Annotated in this window: 13 protein-coding genes; 6 read left to right on the top strand and 7 right to left on the bottom strand. The window is 53.8% G+C overall.

The window, feature by feature from the left end; translation table 11 throughout:
* Positions 1-9 precede the first annotated feature (9 nt).
* Together P9J57_RS13430 and rlmKL are read right to left on the bottom strand one after the other, a co-directional pair.
* Positions 10-1929: an ABC transporter ATP-binding protein gene (locus P9J57_RS13430; protein ID WP_483279256.1), complete on the bottom strand. Its 1920-nt coding sequence runs from the start codon at positions 1927-1929 to the stop codon at positions 10-12.
* 5 nt (positions 1930-1934) lie between these two features.
* Entirely contained in the window at positions 1935-4049 is a 2115-nt protein-coding gene (gene rlmKL / locus P9J57_RS13435) for a bifunctional 23S rRNA (guanine(2069)-N(7))-methyltransferase RlmK/23S rRNA (guanine(2445)-N(2))-methyltransferase RlmL (protein ID WP_105077326.1), read from the bottom strand.
* Positions 4050-4158: 109 nt separating this feature from the next.
* Here rlmKL and P9J57_RS13440 point away from each other — a divergent pair, with 109 nt between their 5' ends.
* Positions 4159-5268: a YcbX family protein gene (locus tag P9J57_RS13440; RefSeq protein WP_064373481.1), complete on the top strand. Its 1110-nt coding sequence runs from the start codon at positions 4159-4161 to the stop codon at positions 5266-5268.
* A 1-nt stretch (position 5269) separates the two neighbouring features.
* Here P9J57_RS13440 and P9J57_RS13445 read toward each other — a convergent pair whose 3' ends face one another.
* From P9J57_RS13445 to P9J57_RS13460, 4 genes are all read right to left on the bottom strand, one after another.
* The gene (locus P9J57_RS13445) at positions 5270-5812 is read right to left on the bottom strand and encodes a cell division protein ZapC (RefSeq protein ID WP_015700640.1); all 543 of its coding nucleotides are present in this window, start codon (positions 5810-5812) and stop codon (positions 5270-5272) included.
* A 141-nt stretch (positions 5813-5953) separates the two neighbouring features.
* On the bottom strand, positions 5954-6964 hold the full coding sequence (pyrD, locus tag P9J57_RS13450) for a quinone-dependent dihydroorotate dehydrogenase (protein ID WP_013025267.1): 1011 nt from the start codon (positions 6962-6964) through the stop codon (positions 5954-5956).
* Positions 6965-7098: 134 nt separating this feature from the next.
* Positions 7099-8400: a flippase gene (locus tag P9J57_RS13455; protein WP_013025266.1), complete on the bottom strand. Its 1302-nt coding sequence runs from the start codon at positions 8398-8400 to the stop codon at positions 7099-7101.
* Positions 8401-8483: 83 nt separating this feature from the next.
* Entirely contained in the window at positions 8484-9464 is a 981-nt protein-coding gene (locus P9J57_RS13460; RefSeq protein WP_014593341.1) for a glycosyltransferase, read from the bottom strand.
* A gap of 753 nt (positions 9465-10217) precedes the next feature.
* Between P9J57_RS13460 and ssuE the strand changes: the two genes are divergently transcribed.
* From ssuE to ssuB, 5 genes are read left to right on the top strand one after another with little or no spacing between them, the layout of a single operon-like run.
* On the top strand, positions 10218-10769 hold the full coding sequence (gene ssuE / locus P9J57_RS13465; protein WP_013025264.1) for an NADPH-dependent FMN reductase: 552 nt from the start codon (positions 10218-10220) through the stop codon (positions 10767-10769).
* Between the two features lie 10 nt (positions 10770-10779).
* On the top strand, positions 10780-11733 hold the full coding sequence (locus P9J57_RS13470) for a sulfonate ABC transporter substrate-binding protein (protein WP_105087673.1): 954 nt from the start codon (positions 10780-10782) through the stop codon (positions 11731-11733).
* A 10-nt stretch (positions 11734-11743) separates the two neighbouring features.
* Positions 11744-12892 (top strand): FMNH2-dependent alkanesulfonate monooxygenase, encoded by a 1149-nt coding sequence (ssuD, locus tag P9J57_RS13475; RefSeq protein ID WP_483279257.1) that lies wholly within the window; start codon positions 11744-11746, stop codon positions 12890-12892.
* Positions 12893-12902: 10 nt separating this feature from the next.
* Positions 12903-13694 carry an aliphatic sulfonate ABC transporter permease SsuC gene (gene ssuC / locus P9J57_RS13480; RefSeq protein ID WP_014606182.1) on the top strand — a complete coding sequence of 264 codons (792 nt, stop codon included), beginning with the start codon at positions 12903-12905 and terminating at the stop codon, positions 13692-13694.
* The gene (gene ssuB, locus P9J57_RS13485) at positions 13691-14479 is read left to right on the top strand and encodes an aliphatic sulfonates ABC transporter ATP-binding protein (RefSeq protein WP_483279258.1); all 789 of its coding nucleotides are present in this window, start codon (positions 13691-13693) and stop codon (positions 14477-14479) included. The genes ssuC and ssuB overlap by 4 nt, the downstream gene beginning before the upstream one ends.
* Positions 14480-14511: 32 nt before the next feature.
* Here ssuB and pepN read toward each other — a convergent pair whose 3' ends face one another.
* Positions 14512-17127 (bottom strand): aminopeptidase N, encoded by a 2616-nt coding sequence (gene pepN / locus P9J57_RS13490; protein ID WP_210475843.1) that lies wholly within the window; start codon positions 17125-17127, stop codon positions 14512-14514.
* Positions 17128-17256: the final 129 nt, after the last annotated feature.

The raw sequence follows: 17256 nt of genomic DNA on the forward strand, positions 1-17256 counted from the left end.
CCTTAATGACTATGCGCCGTTTCTCATTGATTCCAGCTCTTCCCAACGCGCAAAGGCGGTTTCCAGCTGCTGTTCGACGTCAGCCAGTTCATCAAGCACCGGCTGCGTTTTATCGTGTGGCTGACTGAAAAAATCCGGATGACTCATTTTGGCCTGAAGCTCGCCAATACGCGCCTCTAACTGTTCCAGCTTTTGCGGTAACTGTTCCAGTTCACGCGTCAGGTTATAGCTTAGTTTGTTCGCGTTACGTTTGGCAGCGTCATTTTTCGCATCGGCAGGCTTGAGGGCACTATTTGTCCCCTTTGCTGAGCCCTGCACCTTTTGCTGTTTGTACGCTGCGCGCTGCTGCTGCGCATCGTGATAGCCGCCGACAAAGGTCCCTATCTCGCCGTTGCCTTCAAAAATCCAGCATTCGGTTACGGTGTTGTCAACGAACTGACGATCGTGACTGACCAGCAGCACGGTGCCCTGGTAACCGTCGATGAGCTCTTCCAGCAGCTCCAGCGTTTCCACATCAAGGTCATTGGTCGGTTCATCAAGGATCATCAGGTTACTGGGACGCAGGAACAGACGCGCCAGCAGCAGGCGGTTACGTTCCCCACCCGACAGCGCCCGGACCGGCGTCATCGCGCGTTTAGGATGGAACAGGAAATCCTGCAGATAGCCCAGCACGTGACGCGGTTTACCATTGACCAGCACCTCTTGTTTGCCTTCCGCCAGGTTGTCCATCACGGTCCGATCGGGATCGAGTTCCGCACGGTGCTGATCGAAATAGGCCACTTCAAGTTTGGTCCCGGAGTGCACACGACCGTGATCGGCCTTCAGCTGTTGCAGCATCAGACGCAGTAACGTGGTTTTACCACAGCCGTTCGGCCCAATCAGGGCGATCTTGTCCCCGCGCTGCACCTGGGCTGAAAAATCTTTCACCAGCTGCTTGCCGTCTACCGCGTAGTCCACGTTTTCCAGTTCAAAGACAATTTTGCCGGAGCGTGATGCTTCACCGACCTGCATATTGGCTTTGCCCATGACTTCACGGCGTTCTGAACGCTCGCGACGTAAAGCTTTTAACGCCCGAACGCGGCCTTCATTACGGGTTCGACGTGCTTTGATGCCCTGACGGATCCAGACTTCTTCCTGTGCCAGCTTGCGGTCAAACTCAGCATTTTGCATCTCTTCAACGCGCAGGGCTTCTTCTTTGCCTTCCAGATACGCGTCGTAGTTACCCGGCCAGGAAACCAGCTTGCCGCGGTCCAGATCCACAATACGGGTGGCCATATTACGGATAAAAGAACGGTCGTGAGAGATAAAGACGATACTGCCGCTGAAGCTTTTCAGGAAGGTCTCCAACCAGTCAATCGTTTCAATATCAAGGTGGTTGGTGGGCTCGTCCAGCATCAGTACGCGAGGATTACTGACCAGCGCACGCCCCAGCGCGGCTTTACGCAACCAGCCACCGGACAGAGACGACAGTTCTGTGTCCGGCGACAGACCAATCTGCTGCAGCACGTCCATGATACGACTTTCCAGCTGCCACAAATTGTGATGATCCAAAATGCCCTGCAGACGCGCCATCTCATTGAGATTTTTATCACTGGGATCGTCCATCACCTGGTGCGAGATCGCATGGTAGGCTTTAAGATGCTCCGCCTGCTCTTCGACGCCCTCTGCCACAAAATCATAAACTGATCCGGTGATATTGCGCGGCGGATCCTGCTGGAGCCGCGCCACGACCAGATCGGTTTCATAAATGATGCGTCCGTCATCCAGCGGCTGCTCGCAGTTGATGATTTTCATCAGTGTGGATTTGCCCGCCCCGTTTCGGCCAACCAGACACACGCGCTCATTTTCTTCGATATGCAGTTCGGTATTGTCTAACAGAGGCGCATCGCTAAAAGACAGATAAGCGCCGTGGATACTAATCAATGACATGAAACTTATTCCTTACCAGCATGAGTGATCAGCCAGCAGTTATGAATTTGGCGATTACGCGCAAAATCCTGTGACAGGGTTTTCTGAGTGATGTCCTGAGCCTGGAGCCCCAATGCGTTAAGGCCATCCAGATCCATTTTGAAACCACGTTTATTATTCGAGAACATGATAGTACCGCCTTTACGCAACAGCCGTTTCAGGTTACGCATCAGCATCATATGATCGCGCTGCACATCAAAACTCTCTTCCATACGTTTTGAGTTAGAGAACGTGGGCGGATCGATAAAGATCAGGTCGAAATTTTCGTCGCTCTCGTTCAGCCAGCTCAGGCAGTCGGCATGCAGCAGGCGATGCTGACGACCGGTGAGGCCGTTCAGCCGCAGGTTACGCTCTGCCCACTCCAGATAGGTACGCGACATATCCACGGTGGTGGTAGAGCGTGCGCCGCCCAGACCCGCATGCACGCTGGCAGAGCCGGTGTAAGCAAACAGGTTCAGGAAATCCTTGCCCTGACTCATCTGACCCAGCATCTTGCGGGCAATACGGTGATCGAGGAACAATCCCGTATCCAGATAGTCAGTCAGGTTCACCAGGAAACGGGCGTTAAATTCCTGCACTTCAAAATAGTCGCCCTTCTCACTCAGCTTTTGATACTGCGCTTTGCCCTTCTGACGTTCGCGCGTCTTGAGGATTAAGCGGTTTGACGGCAGCTCCAGCACGCTCAGCGTGGCACTAATCACGTCAAACAGGCGCTGACGGGCTTTATTCGCGTCGATGGTTTTGGGTGGCGCATATTCCTGCACCACCACCCAGTCCGCATAGCGATCCACGGCCACATTATAGTCCGGCAGATCGGCGTCATAAATGCGGTAGCACTCGATACCTTCCTGGCGCGCCCACTTATCCAGCTTCTTGAGGTTTTTGCGCAAGCGGTTCGCGTAATCTTCAGCAATCTGATTACCGCGCTCAGCGCTGTTGGCCGACAGCTGATAGTTTTTCTGCACACAGTCCAGCGGGCCATTTTTGGCTTTGAACTGACGGTCGGCACGCAGTTGCAGACAGCTCAGTAGTTCGGGCGATGCGCTAAACAGCGACAGATTCCAGCCGGCGAAGTGCTGCTTCATCAACCGGCCAAGCTGGCTGTGCAGCGCAATAAGCGCAGGCTCACTTTCAAGACGTTCACCGTAAGGTGGGTTACTGAGCACCGTTCCCGTCACCTCAGTCTGAAGAGGATTCTGCAGCTTCAGCAAATCCTGTTGGCCAAAGGTGAACAGTTCAAAAACGCCGGCACGACGTGCATTCGCTTTTGCCCATTCCAGCACCCGTCCATTATTGTCATAACCAAAAAAGCGCGCCTGGCACGCCGCCGTCCCGGCACGGGCACGGGCCTGAGCATCGCTCCTGACCTCGCGCCACAGGCTTTCGTTAAAACCGGCCCATGCCGTGAAGCCCCATTGGTTACGCAGTAAACCCGGCGCGCGGTCGCAGGCCATCAGCGCAGCTTCGATCAGTAACGTGCCTGAACCACACATCGGATCGATGAGCGGCGTAGACGGCTGCCAGCCTGAACGCATCACAATCGCTGCGGCCAGGTTTTCTTTCAGCGGCGCCTGACCCGTTTGCTGACGATAGCCGCGCTGATGCAGGGCACTGCCGCTTAAGTCCAGAGCTATACTGGCGCGGTCGTCATCAAGCCAGACGTTAATACGAATATCGGCCTGTTCACGATCGACGTCCGGGCGTGCCAGGTTACGACGGGTAAAACTGTCGACAATCGCATCTTTGACGCGCAGCGCGCCAAACTGGCTGTTACGGATCTCATCGTTGGTGCCATTAAAGTGCACCACGAAGGTTTTGTCGCTACCGAACATGGCGGGCCAGTCAATGCCCTGCACGCCCAGATAGAGATCGAGATCGCTGTAAACGCCGACCTCAGTCAGAGGCAGCAAAATACGCGAAGCCAGACGACTCCACATCAGGCTTTGGTACATTACGCGGTCATCGGCCTTGAAGTGAACGCCTCCCTGTACCACTTGCAAATCCTGCGCGCCCAGCGCGTCCAGCTCATTTTTTAACAGCTCTTCGAGCCCACGCGCCGTGCTGGCAAACAGAGAATTCATATCGTCACTTTTTTACTCTTGAGAAAATTGTTGCGCATTATAGCGAATCGCAGACCTATGTCATAAAGTTAGCTTCTTTTGTCTTGCGCGCCCGCTTCTGGAGACTTTCATGATCACGCTTTCCCGCTTATTTATCCATCCCGTAAAATCCATGCGCGGGTTGCAGGTCTCACATGCCTGGGCTGCCAGTAGCGGGTTAACCTATGACCGTATTTTTATGGTGACCGAACCTGACGGAACCTTTATTACGGCGCGTCAGTTTCCGGAGATGGTGCAGTTCACGCCGGCGATTACGCCAGACGGTCTGTTCTTACAGGCCCCCGACGGGAGCCAGTCACTCATTCGTTTTGCCGACTTTACCCATGCTGAGCAGCCCACGGAGGTCTGGGGCAATACGTTTACCTCACGAATCGCCCCCGAGACGATCAACCAGTGGCTGAGTGCGTTCTTTCCACGACCGGTGCAGCTACGCTGGGTCGGACCGCAGCCTTCACGCCGCGTCAAACGTTTTACCGATGTGCCACTGGGCTTTGCCGATGGATATCCCTACCTGCTCGTGAACAGTGCTTCGCTGCAGGATTTACAGCAGCGCTGTCCCGCCAGCGTGCGAATCGAACAATTCAGGCCAAACCTGGTCGTGAGTGGCGCACCTGCGTGGGATGAAGACAGCTGGGCGGAGATCGCTATCGGTCAGGTTAATTTCGCCGTTCCAAAACCCTGTAGCCGCTGTGTTTTTACCACGATTGGCGTGGAAAGTGGTCAGAAGCATCCTGAGGGGCAACCTTTGACCACGCTGCAGGGCTTTCGGACAGCGCAGGACGGCAGCGGGGACATTGATTTTGGCCTGAATCTGATCGCGCTCAACAGCGGTATTATTCGCGCTGGCGACGCCGTCAGGATACTGAAACGCCAGTCGCCGCGCGCCTATGGTCCAGGAGAGGTGACTGAAACACTGAAACCGCAACGGCAACCCGCCGCGCAGGTAACCATCACCTGGCAGGGCCAGCGTTTCAGCGGTGATAATCAGCAGGTCTTACTTGAGCAGCTTGAAGCCCAGGGCTTTCGCATCCCCTATTCGTGTCGGGCGGGTCTGTGCGGCAGTTGTAAAATAACGCTGGTTGCGGGAAAGGTGAACGCCTTAAAGCAAAGCGCCATCCGTCACGATGGCACTATATTGAGTTGCAGCTGTATTCCTGCAAGCGATATCGAGGTGCTCTGAATTACACCGCGCGCGCATAGCGCGTGGTTTTTTCCTGCTGGTGCGGTTGTAGCCGATCGTTCATCACTTTAATCGCATCGCCGAGCACCATCCCCTTGCCCGCCAGCGTCAGAGCGGGCTGTGCCAGTAAGCAGAGTGCGGCATTATCACCGTTTTCAACCACCAGCAGACGCGCCTGCTCGCCGCTGTCCGCCAGCGTCACCGCCACCATCTCACCCACCGCAGGCTGCATAGGCTGGCGGTGCGCGGAGAAATGCCAGCTTTTCGGCATCAGTGGCTTGAGGAAACGTGCGGCAACCAGCGCATTTAAAACCAGCTCGGCACGCTGGTCGCTGCTTAGCGGGCTTTGACGACACTTCTCTTCGAACGTGAAATAAAGAGCCGCATCGTCAACACAGAATCCGGATTCGGTGAAAGCATCAGGGGTTAGCATTTTACGTGCATAGCGGGAACGAAAAAGCATACCGTCAGCCAGATCGAGCATCATACGGTCGTGCTCTGCGTCGTAGAACCAACGCCATTTGTCATCGGGTTTAATTTTCATCATGTGCCCTGTATTTACCGCTGCGCTAAAGCTAAAAATCCATAAAATAAAAATGCATGCTGAAAAATCGTGCAACAGGACAAAATATAAACGAGCCGGAGGGATAAATAAACCCCCCAGCGCATTATTATGGCGAATGTCTTAGATATGGGTCACGATATCTTTAATTAAACTGGGCCCTTTATAAATAAAGCCAGAATAAATTTGAACCAACGTCGCGCCCGCTGCTATTTTTTCACGCGCAGCAGTAAGCGAATCAATACCGCCTACGCCAATAATGGGCAATCTTCCCTGTAACTCCTGCGACAGTCGCTGGATGACGGCGGTACTGCGCGACTGTACCGGACGACCACTTAATCCACCGATTTCTTCGCCATATTTCAGGCCCTTTACCAGAGAACGATCGAGCGTGGTATTGGTCGCAATGACACCATCAATTTGGTGACGTATTAAACTGTCGGCAACCTGGATCAATTCGTCTTCAGAAAGATCCGGCGCGATCTTAACAGCCACCGGCACATATTTGAGATGCCGTTTTTCCAGATCTTTCTGTTTGGCTTTTATGGAAATGAGCAGATCGTCCAGCGCCTCACCATATTGTAACGAGCGTAAACCCGGCGTATTGGGTGATGAAATATTGATCGCGATATAACCGGCGTGCGCGTACACCTTCTCCATACAGATCAGATAATCGTCTTTTCCCTGCTCCACGGGTGTGTCTTTATTTTTGCCAATATTGATCCCGAGTACGCCTTTAAAGCGGGATTTTTTTACGTTTTCAACCAGGTTATCAACGCCGAGATTATTAAATCCCATGCGGTTAATAATCCCTTCGGCTTCCACTAAGCGAAACATGCGTGGCTTGTCATTGCCCGCCTGCGCGCGCGGCGTGACTGTTCCGACCTCCACAAAGCCGAACCCCATTGCCCCAAATGCATCAATACACTCGGCGTTTTTATCCAGGCCCGCCGCCAGGCCAAGAGCATTGTCGAAGGTCAGCCCCATGCAGGTAACCGGACGCGAGGGTAAATGCTGGCGAATGATCATTTCCAGCGGCGTGCCGCTCATAAAGCGTAATTGCTGAAAGGTGAGATGGTGCGCACGTTCAGGATCGAGCCTGAACAACGCCGGTCGGACAATTGAGTAAAACATGCACTCTCCTGGAAGACGGAAGCGATGGTGAAAATCAGTGCACGGGAAATTGTGCGCCAGAATGGTAAGGTGCTCTGGCGCAAAAGTAAATCGCGGGGCGCTAAGTCGGAAGACTGTTTAAAGTCGTTTTGATCTTACACAACGGAATCGTTTGCTGTACGGGAATTCAGCCTGTCCGGGAAAGCATAGTCGCGCCAGATGTTATGCCGCACCATAATGCCGAAGATACCAATACAGACCAGCACCTCGGCCAGCACCATCGACCAGGCCGCACCGATGGCCCCAAACTTCCATGCCAGCAGACAGCACACCGGGACGTTAACCACCCCCGCAACCATCATTACCATCATACGTTGCCGCGCCAGTCCATGCGGAATCAAAATCTGCAGGCCCGCCGGATAGGCAATATTGCCAAACAGGAAGCAGAGTACAAAGACGCGCAGCACATCCGCTGACGGCAGGAAGTCTTTCCCTAACAGCAGTGCGACAACCTCATCGGCAAACAGCCAGGTGAAGATCACGATAGACAGGCTCAACGCAAACGACAGCATCAGGCTTTTGCGCGTCGCCGCCACTGCAGCGGCTTTATCACGCCCAAATAAGTGGCTTACGCGGGGGAAAAACGCGCTGCCAATCTGCTCCGGCACCGAGTTGGCGGCCTTGCGCAGCCTGTCCGCACCGTTATAGATCCCCACCATATAGTGCGAGGTAAACGACGCCAGAATCACGACGTTTACGCTGTTAAACAGATTGGCACCTGCGATGGCAATAAAGACATCGGCACTGTCGGTAATGCGCTGTTTGATTTCGCGTGGTTCAAAGCGATACGCGCCAATCACCTTCATTTCCAGCACAAACTTCAGCGTAATGATGGCATTGATGATCGATACCGCGCCCGGTATCAACGCAGCCAGCCAGGTATCGTCCGGCGTTTTAACCAGTAGGAACGTGAGGGGAATGGCACAAAAGTTACCAAAAGTGGCAATCACTGCGGTTTTGCCCAGCTTTTCGAAGCCCTGCATTAACCAACCAAACGAAAACAGTGAGCCGATTAAGGTGGTGCAGTTGGCCAGAATAATAAAGAACAGCGAATGCCAGGACGGATTAAACCACGTCGCAGTGAGTAACGTACCGCTGGTAACCAGTAACAGCATCAGCTTGGCGTTAAAGGTGGACCAAAAAAGCTGGGTAACACGTGCCTTATCGTCACGGTGATGGGCAATGTCCTTAGTGGTAAAAACATTGAATCCCCAGTCGGAGATGGTACTGCAGTAAAGGACGCAGGCAATCGCCAGCGCCAGAATCCCCATATGGTCCACCCCCAGCACGCGCGCCAGATAGGGGAGCGTCGCCAGCGGAAACAGGAACGAGGCTCCCCGGTACGCCAGCAAAGATAAGATATTCACTACTAAACTTTTATCGAGCACTTTTGCCATGTCGCAACAACCTTATACACATTGCATGTCTCACCTTCTCATTTCGCTCAGGTGCAAACAACATCAGGTCCCATTTTTAGGAATTACGGAACGCGTTTGAGTTCTTTCTTCACTTTATGGCTTTGCAATAAAATGAAGGTTTCCGGACGGTTAAGCAGCAGCCATTCTTTGAGGCTGCCGGCTTTAATTCGGCGCCCCAGATATCGAATCGCATTGAGCACATATTCCGGTACAGGCGTTTGATTGTAGAGCGACAGATAGATCATTAAACGGAAGGAGTGAATAAGGTAAGCTTTTTCCAGCGCCTTTTTTAATTCACTTTGGGTCTGCGCACAACATAAGGTGTCATAGGTAGCAATAAACGCATTGTAACGTTGGGCGAAAAAAGAAGGACTTTTACTGCTGTTAGTCAGTGATCCAACGCGGATACGCTGTTTGTAATACGTCTGGCGAGTGACCCATGCCTGTTGGCAATGCATAAATACCGATAAGGTAAATTTGTGATCTTCATGCACGCGATCGACGAAGCGCAAATGATGCTGCTGGATAACGGTTTTTCTTACCACATAATTCCAGGCCGCCGACGTATAGGAGCCATTATGCAGCAAACTTAGCAGGACATCCTGTGGCTTCTGAATGCCGGTCAGGTTATGCCTGACTTTAGGCCACGTCACGTCCGGTTTGTCTTCGCGGTAAGCGCTGGAATTAAAACAAAATAAATCGGTATCGGGATAATTGTCGACAACCTGGGCCAGTTCATTGACGAATCCTTCCAGCACCACATCATCCGGGTCGCAAAAGAAAACGAACTGCCCTTCAGCGACCTCAACGCCTTTATCACGCGCATTACCTGCGCCACCGTTGGCAATAGTGATCAGTTTCACCTGAGGAAGATGGCCATAGTGCTGTTCAATTAATGCCACGGTTCCATCGGTAGAACTGTCGTTAACAATGATAATTTCGTTTGGCGCGCTAATTTGTCTTAATAATGAATCCACACATTCGACAATATATTTTTCAACATTGTAAGTGGGAATAATGACCGATAACAGGATGTCAGACATACAGGTTTTCTCTGCTGTTAGAAAAGGACAAATAAATCCACCAGCCCGAGACAGGCACTGACCAAAGGCGAATAGTAATTTTAAAATAACAGGCGCTTACATTGAGCAGAGACATTTTACTGCCTGAATGACTAAAATGCCTGCCTCAATCTCAACAGGGTCCGAATGTGACAAAAACCATGGTTAGAAAATCTGAAGAATAGCTCGCTGATAATCATCTCCCCGTTGAGGAACCATTTAGGCACGGCCGTCTGTTCAGGGGGGTTTCAGGCCGGACATCTGTAACTAAAAATGAATTGTTGTTAAAAACTTCGCCAGACTGCTGCACTTAACACGCACCGCCTGATGCAACTATTCCTAATCCCCTCTCGCCATCGCGTTAAATAACGTTGAATTTTAATTCTTTTTTCTTTTTCCTTCCTCCTGTGAATTTAAAAAAGCGAAAGGCGTGTTTTTCGTTTCACCTGAATGTTTCACTTTTCTGATACTCAAGTAACCAAATGTACGGATTTCCAGGTTTAAACGAATTTTATTCACCCGTATTAATGTATCGACTCGCCCGTCCTGGCGTTTTTAAGATTTGTCGCATCAGGTCTTTCTCAGAGACGCGGCGGTCTCGCTTCAGGCCTTTTGCCGGTTTTCACCTTTAGATTGTCAGAAAAATCATTTAAGCCGTGCCGTCGCCTCTGCCAGGATGAAAGCATCAGTTCTCAACAAAAGATAATCAATAACTTTCAGTTATAAGGAGTCGTAATGAGAGTGCTCACCCTGGCAGGTAGTCCGAGATTTCCTTCACGGTCCACATCGTTATTAGCGCTGTGCCAGCGCAAACTGGAAGCATCCGGTGTTGAGGTTATTCCCTGGAATATTCATAACTTTCAGCCTGAGGATCTGATCAACGCCCGCTTCGATTCCCCGGCTATTCTCGCCCTGAGCGAAGACCTGGCTCAGGCTGATGGCCTGGTCATTGCCACGCCGGTTTATAAGGCGTCTTTCTCGGGCGCGCTAAAAACCGTTTTGGATCTGTTACCTGAACGCGCACTGGCCCACAAAGTGGTGCTGCCGTTAGCCAGCGGGGGCAGCGCTGGCCATATGCTGGCCCTGGATTACGCACTCAAACCCGTATTAAACGCCCTGAAAGCCGAAGAAGTGCTTCATGGTGTTTACGCCGAAGATAAACAAATTCATCACTATGATCGCCAGCCGGAACTGGATCCGGTACTGGCTACCCGTCTGGAGGAGGCGGTGCACACGTTCTGGCTGGCGCTGTCACGACGTCATCAGCCCGTTGCCCTGGCTGTGTAAGGAAACAATGATGAAACGAATAATCAGCGCGTGGTTAATGGCAGGGATGTTCGTGGCAGGCGCGCAGGTGAATGCCGCAGAACCCGCCCCTACACAGGTTCGCATCGGCTATCAAAAAGGATCGGTCAGTATGGTGCTGGCCAAGGAGCATCAGCTGCTGGAGAAGCGTTTCCCTGCTACCCGTATTCAATGGATCGAATTCCCGGCCGGACCGCAAATGCTGGAAGCGCTGAACGTTAACAGTATTGATATTGGCAGCACCGGTGACATTCCGCCTATTTTCGCCCAGGCAGCCGGGGCGGATTTGCTGTATATCGGCTCAGAGCCGCCTAAGCCGAAAGCTGAGGTCATCCTGGTCAGCCAGAACAGTCCGTTGAAGTCGGTTGCCGATCTCAAAGGCAAAAAGGTGGCGTTCCAAAAGGGTTCCAGCTCGCACAATCTGCTGTTGCGTGCGCTGGAAGAAGCGGGTCTCAGTATCAAAGATATCCAGCCGGTTTATCTGACGCCAGCCGATGCGCGCGCCGCTTTCCAGCAGGGTAATGTGGACGCCTGGGCAATATGGGACCCCTACTATTCTGCCGTACTGCTTCAGGGCAATGTCCGCGTGTTGAAAGACGGCACCACGCTGAACCAGACGGGGCCGTTCTACCTTGCAACCCGTCATTTTGCGCAGGAACACAATGACTTCGTCTTAGCGACGTTAAAAGCCTTTAGTGATGCCGAAGCCCTGACGCGTAGCGAACGTGACCAGAGTATTCATCTGCTTTCGACATCGATCGGTCTGCCTGAGGCCGTCATTGCCAGCAACCTGGACCACCGTCCACCCAGCCCGGTCAGTCCGGTCAGTGCGCGCACGGTTGCTATGCAGCAGAAAACCGCCGATCTGTTTTATGCCAATCATCTGATTCCCGTAAAAGTATCGATTGCCGAGCGCATCTGGCATCCCCAGGCCGTGACGCAATAAGGAGAGAAAAATGAGTGTTTCTGTATTCTGGTTCCTTCCAACCCATGGTGACGGCCATTATCTTGGCACGGCTGAGGGCGCGCGTCCGGTTGATCATGCCTATTTACAACAGGTTGCCCAGGCTGCCGACCGTCTGGGATTTGGCGGCGTACTGATCCCTACCGGGCGTTCCTGCGAGGATGCCTGGCTGGTGGCGGCATCGCTGATCCCCGTTACGCAGCGTCTGCGCTTCCTTGTCGCGCTGCGTCCTGGCGTGATATCCCCCACCCAGGCGGCGCGTCAGGCTGCAACGCTCGATCGTCTTTCCAACGGACGCGCGTTGTTCAACCTGGTGACCGGGGGCGATCCCGAGGAACTGGCCGGTGATGGCGTCTTTCTTGACCACCGTGAGCGCTATGCAGAATCGGCCGAATTTACCCGCGTCTGGCGCCGCGTGCTGGAAGGCGAAACGGTGGATTACGAAGGCAAGCACGTGCATGTACGAGGTGCGCGTCTGATGTTTAAGCCGGTACAGCAGCCTCGTCCGCCGCTGTGGTTCGGGGGTTCGTCAGAGCCCGCTCAGGATCTGGCTGCCGAACAGGTTGATGTGTACCTCACCTGGGGAGAACCGCCTGCACTGGTGAAAGAAAAAATTGAGCAGGTGCGGGCGAAAGCCACAGCACAGGGCCGAAAAGTCCGGTTTGGCATCCGGCTGCATGTCATCGTGCGAGAAACCAATGAGGAAGCCTGGCAGGCAGCCGATAAGCTGATCGCGAATGTGGATGATGCCACCATCGCCAAAGCGCAAAGTGCCTTTCAGCGCACCGACTCGGTAGGCCAACAGCGCATGGCCGCCCTGCACGGCGGACGCCGCGATAAACTGGAAATCAGCCCCAACCTTTGGGCTGGCGTTGGGCTGGTGCGCAGCGGGGCAGGCACCGCGCTGGTTGGCGATGCGCCTACCGTAGCGGCTCGCATGAAAGAGTACGAAGCCCTGGGCATTGAAACCTTTATTCTCTCTGGTTATCCGCATCTGGAAGAGGCTTATCGCGTCGGCGAGCTGCTGTTCCCCCATCTGGATCTGGCTATTCCCCAGATTCCCCAGCCTCGTGTTGTTCAGGCGCACGGTGAAGCGGTCGCCAATGATTTTACGCCAGAGAAAAAAGCCGCGCGGGCCTGAGGAGATAACGATGACCAGACTACGTCAATCCTTCTCAGCGGCGCTGGTGCCCTGGCTGCTGCCGGTGTTACTGGTGGTGGTCTGGCAAGTTGCGTCACAGACCGGCTGGTTGTCCAGCCGTATCCTGCCAGCGCCGGAAAAGATTGTGACGACCTTTTGGCAGTTGGCTGTCAGCGGAGAGCTCTGGCAGCATCTCGCCATCAGCAGCTGGCGAGCGTTACTTGGCTTCAGCATTGGCGGATCGCTCGGCCTGGTACTGGGATTAATCACCGGCACTTCGCGACTGGGTGAGCGTTTGCTGGATACCTCACTGCAAATGTTACGTAACGTGCCCCATCTTGCGCTGATCCCATTGGTCATTCTGTGGTTTGGCATTGATGAGTCAGCCAAAATTTTTCTGGTAGCGCTGGGTACGCTGTTTCCCATCTACCTGAATACCTATCACGGTATTCGTAATGTGGATCGTGGGCTGGTTGAGATGGCCCGTAGCTACGGCTTATCCGGCTGGAGCCTGTTTGTTCAGGTGATCTTACCGGGTGCGTTACCGAGCATCATGGTGGGCGTCCGCTTTGCTTTGGGGTTGATGTGGCTGACCCTGATCGTCGCCGAGACAATTTCGGCTAACGCAGGAATTGGCTATCTGGCCATGAATGCCCGTGAATTTCTGCAAACCGATGTGGTGATGGTCGCCATTATTCTTTATGCCCTGCTGGGAAAACTGGCTGATGTCAGCGCACTGCTGCTGGAACGCGTCTGGTTACGCTGGCATCCGGCCTATCAACGTCAGGAGAAAACAGCATGATAAACTCCGCCAGCCCGGCGCGTCTGAATGCGGGTACCCCCGTAGGTGTGAAGGGCGTCAGTAAAAAATACGGTGAGCGCACCATTCTGAATCATATTGATCTGCATATTCCTTCCGGCCAGTTTGTTGCCGTAGTGGGCCGCAGCGGCTGCGGTAAAAGCACCCTGTTGCGTCTGCTGGCCGGTCTGGAAAGCACGACCCAGGGCGAGTTGCTGGCAGGCAATGCGCCGCTGCAGACCGCACGTGAAGAAACCCGGTTAATGTTCCAGGATGCGCGACTGCTGCCGTGGAAAAAAGTGATTGATAACGTCGCTCTCGGCCTGCGTGGCAAGGCATGGCGTAAAGCCGCCCTGGAGGCGCTGGAAGCGGTAGGCCTGGCGGACAGAGCGCAAGACTGGCCTGCCGCTTTATCCGGTGGGCAGAAACAGCGCGTGGCACTGGCCCGGGCGTTAATTCACCGTCCCGGCCTGCTGCTGCTGGATGAGCCTCTGGGTGCGCTGGACGCCTTAACGCGAATCGAGATGCAGGAGCTCATCGAATCGCTGTGGCAGCAGTACCACTTCACGGTTCTGTTGGTCACGCACGATGTCAGTGAAGCGGTCGCGATGGCTGATCGGGTATTACTGATAGAGGAAGGCCAGATAGGACTGGATTTGCAGGTCGATTTGCCCCGGCCACGGCGACGAGGCTCGGCGCGTCTGGCAGAGCTGGAAGCCAAAGTGCTGGATCGGGTGATGCGCCGCGGCGCGGCAGAAAAGCCTCCCCGCTACGCGCAACAGCGTTAAAGAAACGGCGGGCATTTGCCCGCCGTTTCTTATCAGGCATTCAGTGCCTTGGTGATTTTCTCGTACAGATCGCCTGACAGTTTATCCAGTCCTTGTAACTGTTCCAGCGCCTGGCGCATCAGCGCCTGACGGTGGGCATCGTAACGTTTCAGACGAATTAATGGCTCAATCATACGCGAAGCCACCTGCGGATTGCGGGTGTTCAGATCCGTCAGCATCTCCACCAGGAAACGATATCCGCTGCCGTCTTCGGCGTGGAAGGCGGAAGGATTACCCGAAGCAAAAGCGCCAATCAGTGAACGGATGCGATTCGGGTTACCCATACTGAAGGAACGATGTGACAGTAAACGGCGCACGTTGAGTAAGGCATTCTGCGCCGGGCTGGTAGCCTGCAACATAAACCATTTGTCCATGACCAGGCCATCCTTGTGCCAGCGCTCATCATAGTCGGCTAACAGCGCATCACGGCAGGGTAACTGTGCCGCCACCGCAGCGGAGAGTGCCGCCAGGGAATCCGTCATGTTATTGGCATGGTGGTATTGCGCCTGCACCAGTTTATCCGCCAGATCCATATCACCAAACGCCAGATAGTACAGACAGATGTTCTTCAGCGAACGTTTGCCGATTTCCGCATGATCAACGTGGTACTCCGCCTGCTGATTGGCGTTATAAACGGCAAAGAATTCATCTGCCAGTTCCCGCGCCAGGGTACGAACCAGAGCTTCGCGCACCAGTGCAATTGCCTGAGGATCGATAATCTCAAACAGTTCGGCGATTTCGTTTTCGCCAGGCAGCGACAGAATCAGAGCGGTCAGCGCCGGATCGCTGTTGGCATCCAGCAGCACCGTGCGGAAGGCATCAGCGACATGCAACGGCAGCGACAGATGCTGGCCCTGCTGATGGCGCGCGACATTGAGGCGCAGGTAGGTTGCCAACAGACTTTGCGCCGCGTCCCAACGTGAAAAATCGTTGCTTGCATGACGCATCAGGAACGTCAGCTGCGCGTCGCTCCACTTGTAGTCGAGCTTCACCGGCGCGGAAAACTCACGCAGCAGCGATGGCACCGGCTGGAAGTAAACGTTGTCAAAAATAAAGGTCTGGAACTCTTCCGTTACGTTCAACACGTTATGCACCGGATGACCGTTGTGCTGCAACGGAATGACCTTACCCTGTCCGTCATACAGTTCGATGTCCAGCGGGATATGCAGAGGCAGTTTCTCTTTCTGCTCGGCCGTCGGCGGCGTGTGCTGCGTCACGTGAAGCGTGTACTGCTCCAGTTCCGGATTGTAGTCATCACGTACCGAGAGCGTAGGTGTACCTGACTGACTGTACCAGCGACGGAACTGGGAAAGATCAACGTTAGACGCGTCTTCCATGGCCTGAACGAAATCATCACAGGTCGCCGCGCTACCGTCATGACGTTCGAAATAGAGCTGCATGCCCTTCTGGAAATTCGCTTCGCCCAGCAAGGTGTGCATCATACGGATCACTTCTGATCCCTTTTCATACACCGTCAAGGTGTAAAAGTTGTTCATCTCGATAACCTGATCCGGGCGGATCGGGTGCGCCATCGGGCTGGCGTCCTCGGCAAACTGCGCGCCGCGCATAATACGCACATTATCGATTCGGTTTACCGCACGCGATCCCAGGTCGGAACTGAACTCCTGATCGCGAAACACGGTCAGCCCCTCTTTCAGGCTCAGCTGGAACCAGTCGCGACAGGTCACACGGTTACCGGTCCAGTTGTGGAAATATTCATGACCGATGACCGCCTCAATCCCCAGATAATCTTTATCGGTGGCGGTTTCGGCTTTGGCCAGCACGTATTTGGAGTTGAAAACGTTAAGTCCTTTATTCTCCATGGCCCCCATGTTGAAGAAGTCCACCGCAACAATCATAAAGATGTCGAGGTCATACTCCAGGCCGAAACGCTCCTCATCCCACTTCATGCTGTTCTTTAATGACGTCATTGCCCAGTCGGCACGATCCAGATTGCCGCGATCGACGAAGATCTCCAACGCAACATTCCGACCCGAACGCGTAGTAAAGCTGTCACGCAGCACGTCAAAATCGCCCGCGACCAGCGCAAACAAATAACAGGGCTTAGGAAACGGATCCTGCCACTTCACCCAGTTACGGCCCTTGTCGTCCTGACCGCTATCAATGCGATTTCCGTTAGACAGCAGGAAAGGATAACGGCTGCCGTCGGCAATGACGGTGGTCGTGAAGCGTGCCAGCACGTCAGGGCGATCTAAATACCAGGTAATATGCCGAAAGCCTTCGGCTTCACACTGGGTACAGAGCGCTTCACCCGATTTGTATAAGCCTTCAAGGGCACTGTTACGATCGGGATGAATGTCATTGACGATTTTCAGCGTAAAGCTGTCCGGTAACTGGCTGAGCACCAGGCAACCCGCCTCTTCACGCCAGGCCGCCCAGGCCTGTCCATCCACTTCCAGCGAGATCAGCGTCAGATCTTCGCCGTCCAGACGCAGTTCAGCCTGGCTGTCTCCCTGACGCTTAACCTGACTCACCGCCGTCACCCGCGTGGTGCTTTCATCGAGTTCAAAGGTTAAATCGATATCGGTGATGGTGTAGTCTGGTGCACGATAATCGTGTCGATATTTTATTTGTGGCTGCTGCGTCATATTCCGTCCCGCATTAAGTAGTTATTCATCAACGTCTTTGCATTATTCACTCAAGTATAAGCCCTACGCGTCAAACGTCTAAGCATGATGCGCCGAGCTTAGCATGCACAACGTGCACATCAGGTAAAA

Source organism: Pantoea sp. nfd-35 (genome assembly GCF_056892255.1).

Bases quoted from the DNA above. Each gene is read 5' to 3' on its own strand.
- P9J57_RS13460 (WP_014593341.1), bottom strand. From the start codon at position 9,464: ATGTCTGACATCCTGTTATCGGTCATTATTCCCACTTACAATGTTGAA.
- ssuC (WP_014606182.1), top strand. From the start codon at position 12,903: ATGACCAGACTACGTCAATCCTTCTCAGCGGCGCTGGTGCCCTGGCTG.
- P9J57_RS13440 (WP_064373481.1), top strand. From the start codon at position 4,159: ATGATCACGCTTTCCCGCTTATTTATCCATCCCGTAAAATCCATGCGC.
- P9J57_RS13445 (WP_015700640.1), bottom strand. From the start codon at position 5,812: ATGAAAATTAAACCCGATGACAAATGGCGTTGGTTCTACGACGCAGAG.
- rlmKL (WP_105077326.1), bottom strand. From the start codon at position 4,049: ATGAATTCTCTGTTTGCCAGCACGGCGCGTGGGCTCGAAGAGCTGTTA.
- ssuE (WP_013025264.1), top strand. From the start codon at position 10,218: ATGAGAGTGCTCACCCTGGCAGGTAGTCCGAGATTTCCTTCACGGTCC.
- ssuD (WP_483279257.1), top strand. From the start codon at position 11,744: ATGAGTGTTTCTGTATTCTGGTTCCTTCCAACCCATGGTGACGGCCAT.
- pepN (WP_210475843.1), bottom strand. From the start codon at position 17,127: ATGACGCAGCAGCCACAAATAAAATATCGACACGATTATCGTGCACCA.
- pyrD (WP_013025267.1), bottom strand. From the start codon at position 6,964: ATGTTTTACTCAATTGTCCGACCGGCGTTGTTCAGGCTCGATCCTGAA.
- P9J57_RS13470 (WP_105087673.1), top strand. From the start codon at position 10,780: ATGAAACGAATAATCAGCGCGTGGTTAATGGCAGGGATGTTCGTGGCA.
- ssuB (WP_483279258.1), top strand. From the start codon at position 13,691: ATGATAAACTCCGCCAGCCCGGCGCGTCTGAATGCGGGTACCCCCGTA.
- P9J57_RS13430 (WP_483279256.1), bottom strand. From the start codon at position 1,929: ATGTCATTGATTAGTATCCACGGCGCTTATCTGTCTTTTAGCGATGCG.
- P9J57_RS13455 (WP_013025266.1), bottom strand. From the start codon at position 8,400: ATGGCAAAAGTGCTCGATAAAAGTTTAGTAGTGAATATCTTATCTTTG.